The 16,395-nt window shown below is 51.5% G+C and carries 16 protein-coding genes; 11 read left to right on the forward strand and 5 right to left on the reverse strand.

Annotation, left to right across the window (positions count from 1 at the left end; translation table 11 throughout):
- Positions 1-150 precede the first annotated feature (150 nt).
- The 4 genes from DYU11_RS34000 (at position 151) to DYU11_RS34015 (ending at position 1,218) form a co-directional block, all read left to right on the forward strand.
- A complete protein-coding gene (locus tag DYU11_RS34000; RefSeq protein WP_374756007.1) occupies positions 151-459 on the forward strand; it encodes an IS5 family transposase in 309 nt (102 codons plus the stop codon).
- 8 nt (positions 460-467) lie between these two features.
- A complete protein-coding gene (locus tag DYU11_RS34005) occupies positions 468-641 on the forward strand; it encodes a transposase (RefSeq protein WP_374756005.1) in 174 nt (57 codons plus the stop codon).
- On the forward strand, positions 610-879 hold the full coding sequence (locus tag DYU11_RS34010; protein ID WP_374756008.1) for a transposase: 270 nt from the start codon (positions 610-612) through the stop codon (positions 877-879). The genes DYU11_RS34005 and DYU11_RS34010 overlap by 32 nt, the downstream gene beginning before the upstream one ends.
- Positions 880-1,104: 225 nt before the next feature.
- Positions 1,105-1,218 (forward strand): IS1096 element passenger TnpR family protein, encoded by a 114-nt coding sequence (locus tag DYU11_RS34015; RefSeq protein ID WP_374756009.1) that lies wholly within the window; start codon positions 1,105-1,107, stop codon positions 1,216-1,218.
- A gap of 348 nt (positions 1,219-1,566) precedes the next feature.
- On the opposite strand, the gene DYU11_RS26990 is transcribed toward DYU11_RS34015, so the two are convergent.
- A complete protein-coding gene (locus DYU11_RS26990; RefSeq protein WP_158600373.1) occupies positions 1,567-1,959 on the reverse strand; it encodes a pentapeptide repeat-containing protein in 393 nt (130 codons plus the stop codon).
- 435 nt (positions 1,960-2,394) lie between these two features.
- On the opposite strand from DYU11_RS26990, the gene DYU11_RS26995 reads away from it, so the two are divergent.
- On the forward strand, positions 2,395-3,369 hold the full coding sequence (locus DYU11_RS26995; protein WP_119670861.1) for an NADP-dependent oxidoreductase: 975 nt from the start codon (positions 2,395-2,397) through the stop codon (positions 3,367-3,369).
- Between the two features lie 11 nt (positions 3,370-3,380).
- Complete coding sequence (locus DYU11_RS27000; protein WP_119670862.1) at positions 3,381-3,749, forward strand: hypothetical protein; 369 nt, start codon at positions 3,381-3,383, stop codon at positions 3,747-3,749.
- Here DYU11_RS27000 and DYU11_RS27005 read toward each other — a convergent pair.
- Positions 3,746-4,549 (reverse strand): AraC family transcriptional regulator, encoded by an 804-nt coding sequence (locus tag DYU11_RS27005; RefSeq protein WP_119670863.1) that lies wholly within the window; start codon positions 4,547-4,549, stop codon positions 3,746-3,748. The two genes, DYU11_RS27000 and DYU11_RS27005, sit on opposite strands and share 4 nt — an antisense overlap.
- 223 nt (positions 4,550-4,772) lie before the next feature.
- On the opposite strand from DYU11_RS27005, the gene DYU11_RS27010 reads away from it, so the two are divergent.
- The 4 genes from DYU11_RS27010 to DYU11_RS27025 all read left to right on the forward strand — a co-directional run bounded on the left by DYU11_RS27010 (position 4,773) and on the right by DYU11_RS27025 (position 8,541).
- The gene (locus tag DYU11_RS27010) at positions 4,773-5,576 is read left to right on the forward strand and encodes an SDR family oxidoreductase (protein WP_119670864.1); all 804 of its coding nucleotides are present in this window, start codon (positions 4,773-4,775) and stop codon (positions 5,574-5,576) included.
- 11 nt (positions 5,577-5,587) lie between these two features.
- Positions 5,588-6,499, forward strand: coding sequence for a helix-turn-helix domain-containing protein (locus tag DYU11_RS27015; RefSeq protein ID WP_119670865.1), 912 nt, complete (start codon positions 5,588-5,590; stop codon positions 6,497-6,499).
- 43 nt (positions 6,500-6,542) lie between these two features.
- Complete coding sequence (locus tag DYU11_RS27020) at positions 6,543-7,448, forward strand: oxidoreductase (protein ID WP_119670866.1); 906 nt, start codon at positions 6,543-6,545, stop codon at positions 7,446-7,448.
- Positions 7,449-7,581: 133 nt separating this feature from the next.
- The gene (locus tag DYU11_RS27025) at positions 7,582-8,541 is read left to right on the forward strand and encodes an SDR family oxidoreductase (RefSeq protein WP_119670867.1); all 960 of its coding nucleotides are present in this window, start codon (positions 7,582-7,584) and stop codon (positions 8,539-8,541) included.
- A gap of 182 nt (positions 8,542-8,723) precedes the next feature.
- Here DYU11_RS27025 and DYU11_RS27030 read toward each other — a convergent pair whose 3' ends face one another.
- Positions 8,724-9,374, reverse strand: coding sequence for a Fic family protein (locus DYU11_RS27030; RefSeq protein ID WP_119670868.1), 651 nt, complete (start codon positions 9,372-9,374; stop codon positions 8,724-8,726).
- Between the two features lie 118 nt (positions 9,375-9,492).
- The gene (locus tag DYU11_RS34020) at positions 9,493-9,678 is read right to left on the reverse strand and encodes a Fic/DOC family N-terminal domain-containing protein (protein WP_119670869.1); all 186 of its coding nucleotides are present in this window, start codon (positions 9,676-9,678) and stop codon (positions 9,493-9,495) included.
- A 206-nt stretch (positions 9,679-9,884) separates the two neighbouring features.
- Between DYU11_RS34020 and DYU11_RS27040 the strand changes: the two genes are divergently transcribed.
- A complete protein-coding gene (locus tag DYU11_RS27040; RefSeq protein ID WP_119670870.1) occupies positions 9,885-12,992 on the forward strand; it encodes a sialidase family protein in 3,108 nt (1,035 codons plus the stop codon).
- A 118-nt stretch (positions 12,993-13,110) separates the two neighbouring features.
- Here DYU11_RS27040 and DYU11_RS27045 read toward each other — a convergent pair whose 3' ends face one another.
- A complete protein-coding gene (locus tag DYU11_RS27045; RefSeq protein ID WP_119670871.1) occupies positions 13,111-16,359 on the reverse strand; it encodes a WD40/YVTN/BNR-like repeat-containing protein in 3,249 nt (1,082 codons plus the stop codon).
- Positions 16,360-16,395 lie beyond the last annotated feature (36 nt).

Consider the following 16,395-nt stretch of genomic DNA (forward strand, 5'->3'; position numbering starts at 1 on the left):
TTACAACTATGCAAGGCGTCACCGATCCCTAGACTTTATTACCCCGCAAGAAAAGTGGGAGAAAGCAGTGGTGTGTGACTCAACCGTTTTAGAAAATCTGTCCAACTAATAGGGGGCTAAGACAAAATCAGTGATGCCGACTAGAAGCGAATCGAGCCTTTGTTGAAAGGCAAGCCCGGCGATGTGGGTCGTAGCCGAGCCGATAACCGGCTGTTTATTAATGCTGTCATTGGGTTAGCCCGTAGCGGTGCTGCCTGGCGCGAATTGCCTGAACGTTATGGCCCCTGGAATTCAGTCTTTCGGCGCTTCCGGCGCTGGGCCAAGTCCGGCGTTTGGCGTAACGTCTTCCAGGCTTTACAAGAGCCAGACTTGGACTGGTTGATGATCGACTCGACCACGGTGCGTGTCCACCAGCATGCGGCTGGTCAAAAAAAGGAGATCCTGCCAGCGAATGCTTAGGTCAATCGGTGGGCGGTTGGACCACCAAAATTCATGCGGTGGTGGATGCATTGGGCAACCCGCTACGAATTATTCTTAGCGTTGGCCAACAGGCTGACATCAAACAGGCCCAAGCGTTACTGACTGGCTATGAAACGGATGCAGTGATCGCTGACCGGGCCGGGCGGCCGGTGCCGCTATGATGCCGATGCGTTGTTGAGTTGGTTGGCTGACTCTCAGACTCAAGCGGTTATACCAGCTAAGAAGAATCGACTCTTTAAGCGTTCGTTTGACGAGAACTTATACAAAGACCGCAACAAAGTAGAGCGTTATTTCAACAAGCTCAAGCAGTACCGCCGGGTGGCTACTCGCTACGATAAGACCGCCAGTTGCTTTGCTGGATTCATATACATAGCCTCAACTTTGATTTTGTTAGCTTAACTGTCAACACACCCTAGTACTCATGAAGCTGCGTTTGTAAGAAAATCATCTTTTGTTCATTGACGACAAAAGCTGACAAGTATCAAGCTCAAAATCAACTTTATTCAAACGAACTTTCTCGTACACAGATAAAAGTTGAAGTTATGACTCTCGAAAAAAAGGCCGTGCCCCTCAAGCCTAGAGAAATGGCTTGCGGTTGATGCCTCCCTCTAGTACCCTATCTGTATAGGAGGGAAGTTAAACTGTCCACCTGAGGACTGTGGCGGCATTCCCGGTTTTTACGAGATGCTGCGTATTATAGCTGACAAACGACACCCCGAGCGGCCGGAAATGCTGTAATGGCTCGGCGGGGCCTATGATGCTACATCGTTCGACCAGCAAGAGGTGAACCAGCAACTAGCCGCCTTTTTTCACTCATCATAAGTTGACCGACTGAAGCGAATAAGGCTAAGATTACAATTAAGCAGTTGACAACTGCCTAATTGTGCTGAAATAATCACTTGATTATCTCATTACAACCCAAGAATAATTTTGCCAAAACGCATGGGTCGTCAGGTGAATAATTGATGGTCCGCTATTGAGGTCATATGACTCAACCAGTGTAAACATCCATCCCAAGAAAAGAGCGTTTGTTGAGAGTGTACCAGTACTAGGTTTCCATAACCTAGACTGCGCATGCTGTCTGGGTTACTGCTGGCCATAAAGAGCTAACAACTCCTCCACTAAAATACCGTTGATCCGCATGCCCTTCAAAAGGCAGTTCGTCAACTCGACACCTTCCAGGTTGCAATTGACGAAGGTACTTCCCGACAGCTCACAATCGTCAAAGCGGAGCGGTTGTTGTTTGGCTAACGGATCATAGTGTGGATGATCTTTAGGAGGCATGCCGATCTGGTGAAAATAGGCTCCTCCCAGTTGTGCGCCTTCAATCTCAAGATCGCTTAAGTTCGCGTTGCGAAGCGTGGCTCCGATTAAGGAGACATCCTCAAAGTACGCCCGGTTCAGATTAACGCTCAAAAAGGTAGACTCTTCGATACAGACCTCCCGGATGTTAAGTGGGGGTTGAGGTTGGTCAGTCATAGGCTGGTGCATTAGAGATGATTTGAGGGAGTAAAGGTAGGCGTGTTTAGCGCTTGTGAGTAGGGGGTAAACACGACAAATGAAGGGTGGGATCAGGCACTTGATGCTGGGTTGACCGAGTGGGGCTAGGTTAGCCGACGTACAAAGATCTCCAAGCTTAGTACTCGGATGCCTATTCAAACCCATTGAACCTCACTTTTCGAAGCAAACCAGTGGAGCACTACTCGTCTCCAGAAGGGGCGTTTTGGGAGACGATTATTTTGTAATGATTGTCAACCCAGTTAGTAGCATACGAATAGTCAGAAAGCGGGGTTTGTATTCCTCCACATGTCATATCCCAAGGATCAGTGACATTCTAAACAAAGTAAATTTGACACTTTAAACAAACCCCCACCCTTCTCAGTCCGGTAGTTTTGCTTCATAAACAATCGGATTATGAAAGCAATCATTTTAAAAGAGGTCGGCGAAGCGGAGAATTTGATTCTGGCAGATGTGCCAGTACCATCCATAGCAGAAAATGAAGTTTTAGTGCAGGTAAAAGCGATCAGCGTTAATCCGGTGGATGCCTATGTGCGCCGGAATAAGCCCTATCTGGACGTTATTTATCAGACTACGGGTGCCGAGCATCATGTTATCCTGGGCTGGGACGTGGCCGGCGTCGTTACCGAGACGGGCAAGAATGTGACGAAGTTCAAAGCAGGAGACGACGTGTTTGGCAATTTTAAGTTTATTGGTCAGGCCAATGCGTATGCTGAATACGTGGCTGCGCCCGAAAAAGAGCTCGTCTTAAAACCGGCCAATGTAAGCTTTGAAGCTGCCGCCGGTGCCACGATGGCTGCGATGACCGCCTGGCAGTCTTTGGTAAACATTGGCAAAATCAAAAAAGGAGACAAGGTCCTTATTCACGGAGCTTCCGGGGGCGTCGGGCACTATGCGGTGCAATTCGCCAAACATTTTGGGGCTTATGTGGTCGGTGTTTCTTCGGCCGAAAACCGCGATTTTGTTTTGGGTCTCGGAGCTGATGAGTTTATCGATTACAAAACACAGGTTTTTGAAGAGCTGGTTACCGATGCCGATATCGTCCACGATACGGTATGGACCGAAGATGATAAACATATTGAACGTTCGCTAAAAGCCCTAAAGCCGGGGGGAACCCTGCTCAGCCTCATCGTATATCCCGAACCGGAATTCATCGAAAGAGCGCTCAGGGAAAAGAATGTAAACGTGCTGCGGGTAAATGTAACGCCAAATGAGAACTATGAAGAGAACATGGCGTATGTAGCGCGGCTGCTAGCGTCGGGCGAGGTCAAAACGCATATTTCGCACGTGTTTCCATTCGAAGAAATGTACAAGGCCCACGCGCTGATTCAGACAAAAAATACGGTGGGCAAAATCATTGTCGTACCCTAATCCAACTTGTCATGTCCAAACAATCCATTGTCAGAGTTCATGCCCAGGCTTCGGTCAATCCCAATGATTGGGAGACCTTTAAACAGATGGTGGCTGAAACAAAAATCATCGTAGAAAAAGAGGGGCCGGAGTCGGTGCTATTGCATGAATGTTATTATGATCCGGCGACTTTCGAATGCCTGATCATTGAAGCTTATGCCAATGAGGCCGCTTTTCTGGGCCACTTAGAGTTGATCAAACCACTATCGGCGAAATACAAGGTAGATTGGAAAATTGATCACTTAACGCTCCTTGGCCCTTATTCAGACAATGTAGTAGCGGCCATGCGGGCCAGTAGTGAGCCTGCTTTTTCCCATTACCCGGCTTCATTAGCTCATTAAATTAGACTGGTTGGCGCGTATCCGAATTGCTTTTTGAAAGCGAAGGAGAAGTGGGACAGATTTTCAAACCCCGCTTCCAGATACACGTCAACCGGTTTTTTCTTTTTTTCGGTCAGTTGATAATGGGCCAGGTCCAGCCGCTTTTTAGTAAGCCATCTTTGGGGCGATGTATAAAAAACCTTTTTGAAGTCCCGGTGAAAGGTCGATAGACTACGCCCGGTCAGGTAACCGAACTTTTCCATAGGCATGTTGAACATATAATGTTTCTCCATGAAATCAGCCAGGTTGATTTTTCCGGGCTGGGAAAAGTCGGCCAACAAACCGTCTACGGTTTTGTCGAGGGCGCGCAAAATGGAAACCGCTTCCTGCATTTTCAGCGACGCAATGGGTTCGGGTAGTTCGTCTTGTAGGTCAAAAAAAGAGCTTAGGGACGCAAAAAATCCGTCCAGCAGCGGATGTCGATCAAACTTCTTGGTCCCATACTGAATCGGGTGAATGGTCTCTATTTTGTTTGTGGTATAAAATTCCTTCAATCGGTCGGTCGTCAACCCGAGCACAATGGCTTTGTAGGGCCGCCCGTCTTTAGGACGCTTGATAACGGCCGACAGTTGGTTACGCGGAAAAAGCAGCGTATCGCCCGCGCCGAATGTGTAAGACCGCTCGGCCTGCACCACTCGCATTTCGCCGGAAATAATGCGGACGAAGGAATGAAATTCAAGGATAATCTCGTCTTTGAAAAAATTGTCTTCCGTGACGGTCCAGACAATTTTGGCATATTTATTCTGCTGCTGTTCAGCCATAGTCTTTGATAGTTAAAAATCAAAAATACATCAAATTTACGCCGACGACTTTGTTTAGCGTGTCAATAATACGTTGTTGGGCGTGTCAATAGCTCCTGGCAGCGGATACGATTTGTTGAAAAGGTATCCGTTCGTCAATTCGGAAACAACCTTACGCAATCCGGAAACACCCGGCAACTTTCGGCGGCCCAACTTTGCATTGTCAACTAAACAAACAGCGATCATGCAACAGACAATTTTCATCACCGGGGCCTCATCAGGATTGGGAAAAGCCACTGCCAAGTTATTTCAACGTAAGGGTTGGAACGTTATCGCAACCATGCGTAACCCGGCATCAGAAACGGAGCTGAACCAGCTCGACAACGTCACCCTGCTTCCCCTGGATGTGACAGACCCGTTGCAAGTCAAAGAAACCGTAGGCCAAGCGCTTGCTTTGGGTGCTGTTGATGTGGTGTTTAATAACGCGGGTTATGGGCTGATGGGGCCATTGGAGGCATTAACCGACGAGCAGATCGTGAAAGAAGTCAACACCAATTTATTGGGCGTGATTCGCGTCACGCAAGCGTTTATTCCTGCTTTCAGGGAGAAAGGAACGGGTACGTTCATTACGACGACCTCCATTGGCGGCTCGGTAGCCTTCCCGATTTCATCCATTTACCATGCTACTAAATTCGCCTTGGAAGGTTGGTCTGAAAGTATGTGGTATGAGCTGAAAACGTTAAATATCGCCATCAAAACGGTGGCGCCCGGGGGCATTTATACCGACTTCGCGGGCCGGTCTATGGAGCAAAACACGCTGCCTCATTATCAGAGTTTGGTCGAACGCATGTTCGGTTCTTTTGAGCAGTCGATGCAATCGGCTTCTACGCCTGAATTCATCGCTGAAACGGTTTTTGAGGCCGCTACCGACGGTAAGGATCAATTGAAATACGTAGCCGGAAAGGATGCCGTTGGGCTTTATGCCAGACGCGAGGAAATTGGTCAGCTGGCAACCATGCGTGAGATCGAACAACTATTCATCGGGTAAACTGGTCAACCATGCAGCTCATCGAATCCATTTCCGAATTTCACCGGTTGCTTTCGCTTCCGGCCCCGTTACACCCGCTGGTGAGTGTGATTAATGTCAAAGACGTAAACCCTTTGGCCAGTGATGTCTGGGCCAAATTTGCAGCCAACTTTTATTCCGTTTCCATCAAGCACGATGTGACCGTCAGAGTGAAATACGGGCAGCAATACTATGATTTCGACAAAGGGATTATGAGTTTTTCGTCGCCCAAACAGGTGCAGGCGGTTGAACTCGATGATTTGAACGCACTCATCCAGGATTGTGGGAGTGGCTGGATGCTTTTGTTTCATCCCGATTTTCTGTACGGACATCCGCTGAGCACCACCCTAAAAAGCTATGGGTTCTTTTCCTATGAATTCAATGAAGCCCTGCATCTTTCGGAGAAGGAGGAGCAGACCATTACCGAGATCTTCACAAAAATTGAACGTGAATACCAATTCATTGACGGCCATACGCAGAACATCATTTTGACGCAGATCGAGCTGATGCTGCAGTACTGCGACCGCTTTTACCAACGGCAATTTATTACCCGCAAAAAAGCGAGCAGCGCCTTATTGGTTCAGTTCGAAAAAATCGTAAATCAGTATTTCGATTCCCGAACAGCCATTGACCGCGGCTTGCCGTCACTGGAAGATATTGCCTCGCAACTGAGCATCTCACCCCGATACATGAGTGATATGCTGCGCACGTTAACCGGCCAGAGTGCCCAGCAGCACATTCAGGAAGTGATCATTGAAAAGGCCAAAGAAAAACTGTCGACGACAAGCCTTTCGGTGGCCGAGATAGCCTATGCATTAGGTTTCGAGCGGCCTCAGTCGTTCAACAAGTTATTTAAAAACAAAACCAACCGGACACCGCTGGAATTTCGGGCCAGTTTTAATTAACCCATCTCAGTCAGTTTCGAGCTGACTTACAGTCAATATTTTCATGGAAAAGTGGACCACAGACAATATACCGGATCTGTCCGGGAAGACTATGCTTGTTACCGGAGCCAATTCGGGGATTGGCTTCGAAACCAGTTTAGCATTAGCCAAAAAGGGCGCGCATGTCATCATGGCTTGCCGTGATCACAGGAAAGCAGACGAGGCAAAAAAGCGGTTAACCCATGTTGTGCCGGCTGCCCGGATCACGCTGGTTACCCTGGATCTGGCCGACCTGGATTCGGTCAGAAAATGCGTTGAAACGGTCAGGCAAACGAATAATAAGCTGGATGTGCTTATCAACAATGCGGGGGTTATGGCCACGCCTTATTCTAAAACAAAGCAAGGGTTTGAAATGCAGATTGGTACCAATTATTTAGGACACTACGCGTTGACAGGCTTGCTGTTACCGCTCTTACTGGCAACGCCGGGCTCCCGGATCGTCTCACTTTCAAGCCTGGGCGCTAATTATGGTAAGCTCGATCTTGAGGATATAATGAGTGAGCACAAAAAATACAAGACTTATGATGCGTATAGCCAGGCGAAACTGGCTAACCTGGTTTTCGCAGTAGAGCTGGCGCGAAAGCTGGAAGCGTCCCGGTCTGACACCATGTCTATTGCCGTACATCCGGGGGGCTCACCCACCAATTTGCAACGGACGAGCGGCTTTTTGATGGCCAGGATCATTACGCCACTGCTTTCGCAAGCTGCCGATAAAGCCGCTTTACCCTCCCTGCTGGCAGCGACGGATCCTACCGTAAGCAATGGCAGCTACTGGGGACCTACCGGATTTATGAAGCTTAAAGGTTTCCCTGGACCAGCTGCCATTCCAAAACAGGCAAACGATTTAGCTGCGGCCAGCCGATTATGGGAACTGGGCGAGAAGCTGACCGGGGTCAACTATTCATTTTAAACTGGTTTGACTAACGGAGTCAGGAGAAAATGAAGCGTACCTGAACGCTACAGCAAAGTGAAGTTGACCCACCCAACAAAGCTGGCTCTGCTCCAATTTGTGAAATTTGCATTAGAATTTACTAGAAACAACAATGAACAATCAGACCGTATTAGTTACCGGGGGAACCGGGTTTGTAGGAATCCACACGATTTTACAACTGTTGCAGCAGGGATATACCGTTAAAACTACGCTTCGGACATTATCCAAAACGCCAACGATCATTGACGCACTTAAGGAAGCTGGGCTTGCCGATTTTTCAACATTGTCTTTTTTCGAAGCCGATCTTACCAGCGATACGGGCTGGGATGAAGCCGTTAAGGATTGTGACTATGTATTGCACGTAGCTTCACCTTTTCCACTGGCAGAGCCCGAAGACGAAAACGAACTAATTATTCCGGCCCGCGACGGTTCACTGAGAGTCTTGAAGGCGACCAGACAGGCCGGGGTCAAACGGGTGGTGCTTACTTCCTCGTTTGCCGCGATCGGCTATGGGGCAGACCGCAAAGGGCATACCTTCGATGAAAATGACTGGACCGATAAAAACGCCAATATTCCAGCCTACATCAAATCTAAAACCGTTGCCGAAGAAGCTGCCTGGGACTTTATTAAAGACGAAGGCGAAGGTATGGAGCTGACCGTTATAAATCCTGTCGGCATATTTGGCCCGATCATCGGCGGCATTTATCCGGCTTCTTTCGAGGGGGTAATTCAGGCCATCCTAGACGGTACCATCAAAGAAAGCCCTGATTTTACATTTGGTGTCGTCGATGTCCGCGATGTGGCAGACATCCATATAAAAGCCATGCGACTGCCCCAAGCAGCTGGACAACGTTTTCTGGCCACATCAGAGGGAACTGTGAGTTTTTATGATGTCGCCGAATTGATCAAAAAGCAGCGTCCAGAAAGCGCGGCATTGGTTGCAGACCTGCAACCACCAGCATCAGAAGGTTATTTGAAGATATCCAACAAAAAAGCAGTTGAAACTTTAAACTGGCATCCGCGCAGCAAAGAAGAAGCTATTCTGGCCAGTGTAGACACCCGGCCGAAGTGAGTACATTTGTGGAACAGTAGTAATTCTAAATTGGTGATTATGGCAATACACTAAGAGAATGGATAACGCATGACCATGCATTAACCATTCTCATTGATTGAAGGCTTAATATGATTTCATCAGCACACTGTCCTGCTGAAATGGGCTAATCTTTCAGCACAGTAAAGTGCACCCATCCTGATCTACTCCGCTAAGATGCTGTACAACTCCCGGTTGAGATAGTAATGGTTGCCGCTCAACGTTTTACGCGCTAAGATGCCTAACTCAACTAAACGGTTGAGGTAATCACGGGCCGTGTTCTCGGCATACGTCCGATCCTCGGTCAGATGCCGCACCCGGGTAACGGGTTGGGTGAAAATCTTCTGCGTTAACTGGTCAGGACGACGAACCGTAGTCTGGCTGGCAATCACTTCTTGGATGGCGTCCCGCGCTTGTAGTATCCGATTGATCTTCTCATAGGTGAGCTGGGCCGTATAAGCTACGGCCTGCAGCATATAGCTCAGCCACTTGGGCCAATCACCCCGCTGCGAAACGCCGGCTAAGACATTGTAGTACTCTTCTTTGTGTTCGACAATATAGCGGCTTAGGTACAGAATGGGATAATCTAACAGCCCTTTTTGGGTGAGTACATGGATGTTGACCACCCGGCCAGTTCGGCCGTTGCCATCGCGAAAGGGATGGATGGCTTCAAACTGAAAATGAGCCATCGCCATCTTCAGCAAGGGATCGACCGGGTACTGGCGGTCATCGTTGAGAAAGGCACACAGATTGGCCAGCTTGGCTTCCAGGATACCCGCTCCTCGAGGGGGGGGTGTACACCGGTTTACCTGCATTGAGGCCACTGCCGCCTTGTCGGATGTAGACCTGCGAGAAAGCCGGTCGTATGACCTCGGTCGTTTGCTTGATCGCTTGAAAGACCTGCATAAATTAGTCTAGGCTAAAACGGCCATGCTATTGCAGGAAGTGTAAGCCTGTCCAGAGGGCTTCCCGATAGCGGACTACTTCTTTTGTCGGCTCGGTAGTGAGTTCACTCTGCTGATCGTTAAAGGGGCGGTACAACTCATCATCCGTAGTAAAGAGGTTTTCAATGGCCGAAGAGGCCTTGGCTTCCCTGAGGCTGATTGAATTGACCAGTATCCGTAATGGAGATGAGCATCCGTACTGAAAGCAAACTCATCCAAGACCGATTGAGCCTGGTAGGCTGGAACGAAGCAGCTAATCTGTAATGAACCCAGTGAAGTCACCAAAAAAGAATGGTTTTGGTGGCGGTTTGAATAGATCCTAGTATCTTGAGGAGAACCCAAAAAATCGGTTTGATCCTATAATACAACCACTTATTCCTGATGAAACCATTCCTAGTACTGGGGGCAATAGGCCTTCTCACGGGCCATTGGGCCAGCGCGCAACCGCACCGCGCACACTCCGCAACCGTATTCGACCCCGTGCTGTACGAAGGCCTGCGCTGGCGCGAACTGGGGCCATTCCGGGGTGGGCGTTCCTGTACCGTCACAGGTGTACGGGGTAATCCTAACCTATACTATTTCGGAACGGTGGGCGGGGGTGTCTGGCGCACAACCGATGCCGGGCAGACGTGGGGAAATATCACCGATGCGTACTTCGGCGGTACGATTGGGGCGGTTGCCGTGGCCGAGAGCGACCCTAACGTGATCTATGTCGGCGAGGGCGAACAAACCCTGCGTAATAACGTGGCTTCCGGTTCGGGTCTCTGGAAATCGACCGATGCCGGTACGACCTGGAAATCCATTGGCCTGACCGACTCCAAACACATCGCCCGCATTCGCGTTCACCCCAAAAACGCCGACGTGGTTTACGTGGCTGCGTTGGGTAATCTGTGGAAACCCAACGCCATGCGGGGCATTTTACGCAGTACCGATGGCGGGCAAACCTGGAAAAAAATTTTGTATATCAACGAGAGAGCCGGGGCTGCCGATCTGATTCTCGACCCCAACAATCCGCGCATCCTATACGCCAGCACCTGGAACATGACCCGCAATGGCTACCGAATGGATAGCGGAGGACCCGACTCCAAACTGTGGAAAAGCATTGACGGGGGCGAAACCTGGGACGAACTCACCAACAAGCCTGGTATGCCCAAAGGCGTTAACGGCATTATTGGCGTGACGGTTTCGCCCAAAAACTCGAACCGCGTCTGGACCATCATCGAAAATTCGGAAGCTCCCGGCATCTATCGGTCCGACGATGCGGGAAAGACCTGGGCGCGTATCAATCAGGATCGTACGCTGTTGCAACGGGCCTGGTACTACTGCCGGATTTACGCCGATTCGCAGAACGAAGATTTGGTGTATGTCATGAATGTAAGCTACGGCGTGTCGAAGGATGGGGGCCGGACATTCGAGTTGAAAAACGCCCCCCACGGCGATCACCACGACCTCTGGATCGACCCCGAAAACAACCAACGCATGGCTATTGCCGACGATGGGGGCGCCCAAATATCGAACGACGGTGGCAATAACTGGACTACCTACCACAATCAGCCCACGGCGCAGTTTTACCGGGTATCGACCGACAACCAGTTTCCCTACCGCATCTACGGTGCCCAGCAGGATAACTCAAGCGTCAGGATTCCGCACCGCACGGGCGGGGCTGCCATCACCGAGAAGGATTGGGTGGCTCTGGCCATCGGCGAGAGCGCGCACCTGGCTCCCGACCCGTTGAACAGCGAGGTGGTATACGGCGGGGATTACAAAGGCTACATGACCATGCAGGACCTGGCCACCGGGCAGGAACGCTCGACCAACGTCTATCCCGACCTGCCCGCCGGATCGGGGGCCGACGTGATGAAGTACCGCTTCAACTGGAACTACCCGGTTTTCTTCAGCCCGCACAACCCGAAAAAACTCTACGCGGCATCGAACTACCTGCACGTCAGCCTGAACGGGGGCCAAAGCTGGGAGGTGATCAGCCCCGATCTGTCGCGGGGCATACCCGAAACGATTAAATCGTCGGGCGGACCAATCACGCAGGACAACACGGGGGCCGAATACTACGCCAATATTTTTGCTGCGACCGAATCTCCCTACAGCGAAGGCGAAATCTGGGCGGGTTCCGACGACGGACTGGTACACGTGACCACCGACGGAGGCAAGACCTGGAAAAACATCACCCCGCCGATGTCGCCAACGGTCAATATGGTCAATGCAGTGGAGGTAAATCCGTTCGTGAAGGGCGGGGCGTACATTGCTGCCACCGCCTACAAATTCGGCGATTACACGCCCTACATCTACAAAACGCTCGATTACGGCAAAACCTGGACCGTGCCGACTAAAGGCATTCCCAGAGATGAGTTCGTGCGCGTGGTGCGGGCCGATCCGAAACGCAAAGGGCTGCTCTACGCCGGTACGGAGAAAGGGGTTTGGGTTTCGTTCGACGATGGCGAGAACTGGTCAAAGCTGCAGCTTAACCTGCCGCCGGTACCGATCCATGACCTGGCTGTAAAGAACGACAACCTCATTACCGCCACCCACGGGCGCAGCTTTTGGATTATCGACGACCTCACGCCCCTCCACCAGATTACCCCTGAACTGGCGACCAAAACCGCTATCCTGTATAAACCGATGCCGTCGTACCGCATGGCGGGTACTAACAAACGGGATGCGATGCGCGAGGGCGAAAACCATCCCAACGGCGTGTTGATTCATTACGTCCTCAAAACAGTAGACGAGAAATCCGACGTCCGGCTGGATATTCTGGAGAACGATGGCGACACGATTCGTACGTTCAGTAACAAGGCAAAAGACAAAGCCAATCAGTTGACCCTCAAGGCCGGGGGTGATCGGTTTGTGTGGGACATGCGCTATCCGGGGTACAAAACATTTCCGGGCATGGTGTTTTACGGGTCGCCTAACCTTGGCCCCAAAGCCGTACCGGGTACCTACAAAGTCCGCCTGACGGTTAATGGGGTGTCGCAGGCGCAGGACTTCGAAATTCTCAAAGACCCGCGCTTATCGACCACGCCCGACGAGTTTCAGGCACAGTTCGATTTTCTGATCAAAGTCCGGGATAAGGTGAGCGAAGCCAATGAGGGCATCATCAACATTCGGAAAATCCGGGATGATCTGAGTTATCTGAAAAAGAAAATGGGGGAAGACCCCAAAAACAAAGACATCAACGAGGCTATCAAACGGTTTGAGGATGAGTTGAAAACCATTGAGAACGACATTCACCAAACCAAGAACAGCAGTGTTCAGGACCCGCTCAACTACGGCATTAAGGTCAACAACCGACTGGCCCACCTGATGGTTGAGCAGGCGCAGGGCGATTATCCGCCGACCAAACAGGGGCAGGAAGTACGTGAAAAGCTGTCGAAGGCGGTTGATGAGCAGTTGAGTAAACTGGCCAATTGCGTTGGGAACAACCTAGCAAAGATCAACCAGATGGCCAAAGAAAAGGGCGTGGTGTTTGTGAATTGATTCCTGGTCAAGACAGGGTTGCTTCGCACCCAATCATCCGCCGGAGATTCTCATTTCAGGGCAGTGGTTGGGTGCGAAGCCGGTTACGGACCGTCACACGTTTTGATGCTCTCCCATCTTACCCGGTCGGTCGTAGCTTCCGCTGAACGGCTGCCTTTACGGTCTCCAGCTTTTTGAGCTGTTCAGCCAAACTTTTCGACAGGGCGTTGTACTGCTCCCCCTGCTGCTGCGTTGGTTTTGAATCGTCGGACTCGATAAAACCCGCCAAAGCCGTGAATTTTGTATGCAGCCGAACCGGGTGGTTCGTCAAATCCTGGGTAGCTTTCGCCCGGTACTGATAAAGCGCATCCTCGATACGTAGCAGTTGATCCTTCAGCTCCTTTACCGATTGATCGTCCTGCGATTTGTACGTGCTGTCTAACTGCTGCCGCATTTGCCGAATCGACAGGACGCCATTCCGCAGTTCATTGATCCGCTCCCGAATTTTAATGAGCAGGTCGAACTGTTGCTTGAATTCTTCCGGTGTCGTTTCGATGCGGGGATCTTTCACAATCTCGAATTGCTGCGTGTACGTGCTTCCATCGACTGTCAGTTGAACAGTGTACGTCCCCGGCATGGCCAGCGGCCCCCGGGCCCGGCCATGGGTCACCGAGTTCGGGAGCGCAATCGGGTCTGGGTAGCGCATATCGGCCCAAACAAACGAATTACCCCCGACCTGCGCGGGCAAAGCCGGTTCGCGCCGGACGGGGGCCGTCGGTTGCCGCATCTCGGCCAGGTTCGCTGAGTCTTTGGCCACGCCAGCCGTGGTGGATGCCGGAGTAGGCACTATATTGCTTTTATACGATTTGATCAACTGACCGTTCGCATCCAGAAACGATAAAGTTATGGGAGCTTTTGGCTTCTCCGCCAGGTAGTAGACGACCTTCACACCGTTGGGTGGATTCGTACCCAAATCGCTGCTCCCATTCGGAACGGGCTTAATGGCGGGGTCCAGATCCGCTTTGAGCCGGATCGTAGGCCGGGGTTTGAAGAGATGAACGGCCGACTTCTGTACCTCGTCGGTTAGCTGATGCAGGGTCGTTAGATCGTCCAATATCCAGAACGAACGCCCATGAGTGGCCGCAACCAGATCATTATCCTGAATAGCCAGATCGTGAATGGGCACCCTCGGCAGATTCAACTGAAGCGAATGCCAGCGACCTCCGTCGTTGAACGATACATACATGCCTTTTTCCCCGCCCCCGTAGAGCAGCCCCCGCCGTTTGGGATCTTCCCGGATCACCCGGATGTAGTCATCGTCTGGAATGCCCTGGGTAATTTTGGTCCAGGTTTTGCCAAAATCGTTTGTCTTATAGATGTACGGGCGAAAATCGTCCTGCTTGTATTTCAGCGCGGCCACGTAGGCCGTAGCCGGGTTGTGAGCCGACGGGTCGATGATGCTGATGCGGGCAAAGGACGGCATTTCCTTCGGAGTAACGTTTTTCCAGGTTTTGCCGTTATCGGCGGAGACCTGTACGTAACCATCGTCCGACCCCGCCCACAACACACCTGCTTTCACCGGCGATTCGGCCAGCGCGAAAATCGTCCCATACCATTCCACGCCCGTATTGTCGCGTTTGATGGGTCCCCAGTCTTTACCAATCGAGGGGTCGTCCATCGTCGGCGTTTTTTCAAGCGTAGCGGGGTCCGACCGCGACAGGTTCGGGCTGATAACCTGCCAGCTCTGCCCTTGATCGGTAGAGCGATGTACGTACTGAGAGGTCGCGTACAGCACCTTTGGGTTGTGGGGCGACATGATGACGGGGTAGGTCCATTGAAAACGATACGCCAGGTCGGCGGAGCCGTAGCCGTACATATCGTCAGGAATGACCGATACATCCTTAAGCTGGTTGGTTTTCAGATTCAGGCGGGTAAGCCAGTGGTGGTTAGCCGCAAAAATCAGTGTCGGGTCGTTTCTGTTAAAGGCGATGTAGCCTGATTCCCCCCCGCCTACGTCGTAGTTTTCGTGCGGATAAATGGCTCCGTAGTCTGATCGACTCGGAACCGAGATCGTGGAGTTATCCTGCTGCGCGCCATACACCCGGTACGGAAATTTGTTGTCCGTCACAACATGGTACATCTGGGCCGTGGGCTGGTTGTAGATCGTAGACCATGAGTTGCCGCCGTCGAAACTTACGGTGCCGCCCCCGTCGTTGGCCTGCACCATCCGCTTCGTATCGTTCGGATCGATCCAGAGCTGGTGATTGTCTCCGTGCGGGGTCTCGACCCGTTTGTAGGTTTTGCCTCCATCGCCCGATTTCCACATGTTGATGTTGAGAACCCAAAGCGTTTCGGGATCTTTGGGGTCGGCGGTCAGGTGGTGGTAGTACCAGGGACGTTGGAACAGATCGGCAAACTGACTCATCAACTGCCAGCTAACGCCACCGTCGTCGGTTCTATATACCCCCGTCTGTTCGTTTTCAGCCTCAATAATGGCCCAGACCCGATCGGGTTTGGCCAGTGAAAGTGCCAGTCCTATACGCCCCCGGTTGGTGCCGGTCGGTAATCCTTTGTTCAGGGTAATATCGGTCCAGGTACTGCCGCCATCCGTCGACTTGTGGATACCCGCCCCCGGCCCCGCGCTGCGAACACCCCACGGAAACCGGCGGAACTCAAACGTGGACGCATAGATTGTTTTCGGGTTAGCCGGGTCCATCGTGAGATCAATGGCTCCTACGTTCGGGTTTTTATACAGCACCTTCTGCCAGGTCTTCCCCCCGTCCTGGGTGCGGAATACACCCCGTTCCTCGTTTGGCCCAAACGCATGGCCGATAGCCGCCACATACACCACATCGGGGTTTGTCGGGTCAATGATTATTGAACCAATATGCTGCGTATCCGTCAACCCCACATGACTCCAGGTTTTGCCACCATCGGTCGATTTATAGACACCATCGCCGGGAGCCAGGTTACCGCGCAGGGTGTGTTCGCCCATCCCAACGTAGATGATAGCAGGATTTGATTGGGCCACGGCGATGGCCCCCACCGAACCCATCTTGAAAAAACCATCGGAGATATTTTGCCAGGTGATACCCCCGTTCTCCGTTTTCCAGACCCCTCCACCGGTCGTACTCATATAGAATGTTAACCGCTCCGTTGGGTGCCCAGCTACGGCCACCGAACGTCCCCCCCGAAAGGGGCCAATCAGCCGCCATTGCATGGCCTTCATGACCGACGTGGCTACAGTCGCCGATTCCTGCCCGGCCTGTGCAGGAATCGGTTGAGCAGTTGCCCAACGGCCGTTCAGCAGCAAAAGCAACCCAGTGAAGGCAACCACAAAATGAAAGCGAAACAGGCTTGAGATTCGTCGATTCGGAAAGAGATTCATGGTTGTATGGCGTTAAATGAATTGATTATAGAGGCA

This window comes from Fibrisoma montanum, assembly GCF_003583365.1.
GTDB lineage: Bacteria > Bacteroidota > Bacteroidia > Cytophagales > Spirosomataceae > Fibrisoma > Fibrisoma montanum.

Coding starts and splice junctions, on each gene's coding strand:
- DYU11_RS26990 (WP_158600373.1), bottom strand. CDS start 1,959: ATGACTGACCAACCTCAACCCCCACTTAACATCCGGGAGGTCTGTATC.
- DYU11_RS26995 (WP_119670861.1), top strand. CDS start 2,395: ATGAAAGCAATCATTTTAAAAGAGGTCGGCGAAGCGGAGAATTTGATT.
- DYU11_RS27000 (WP_119670862.1), top strand. CDS start 3,381: ATGTCCAAACAATCCATTGTCAGAGTTCATGCCCAGGCTTCGGTCAAT.
- DYU11_RS27005 (WP_119670863.1), bottom strand. CDS start 4,549: ATGGCTGAACAGCAGCAGAATAAATATGCCAAAATTGTCTGGACCGTC.
- DYU11_RS27010 (WP_119670864.1), top strand. CDS start 4,773: ATGCAACAGACAATTTTCATCACCGGGGCCTCATCAGGATTGGGAAAA.
- DYU11_RS27015 (WP_119670865.1), top strand. CDS start 5,588: ATGCAGCTCATCGAATCCATTTCCGAATTTCACCGGTTGCTTTCGCTT.
- DYU11_RS27020 (WP_119670866.1), top strand. CDS start 6,543: ATGGAAAAGTGGACCACAGACAATATACCGGATCTGTCCGGGAAGACT.
- DYU11_RS27025 (WP_119670867.1), top strand. CDS start 7,582: ATGAACAATCAGACCGTATTAGTTACCGGGGGAACCGGGTTTGTAGGA.
- DYU11_RS27030 (WP_119670868.1), bottom strand. CDS start 9,374: ATGCAGGTAAACCGGTGTACACCCCCCCCTCGAGGAGCGGGTATCCTG.
- DYU11_RS27040 (WP_119670870.1), top strand. CDS start 9,885: ATGAAACCATTCCTAGTACTGGGGGCAATAGGCCTTCTCACGGGCCAT.
- DYU11_RS27045 (WP_119670871.1), bottom strand. CDS start 16,359: ATGAATCTCTTTCCGAATCGACGAATCTCAAGCCTGTTTCGCTTTCAT.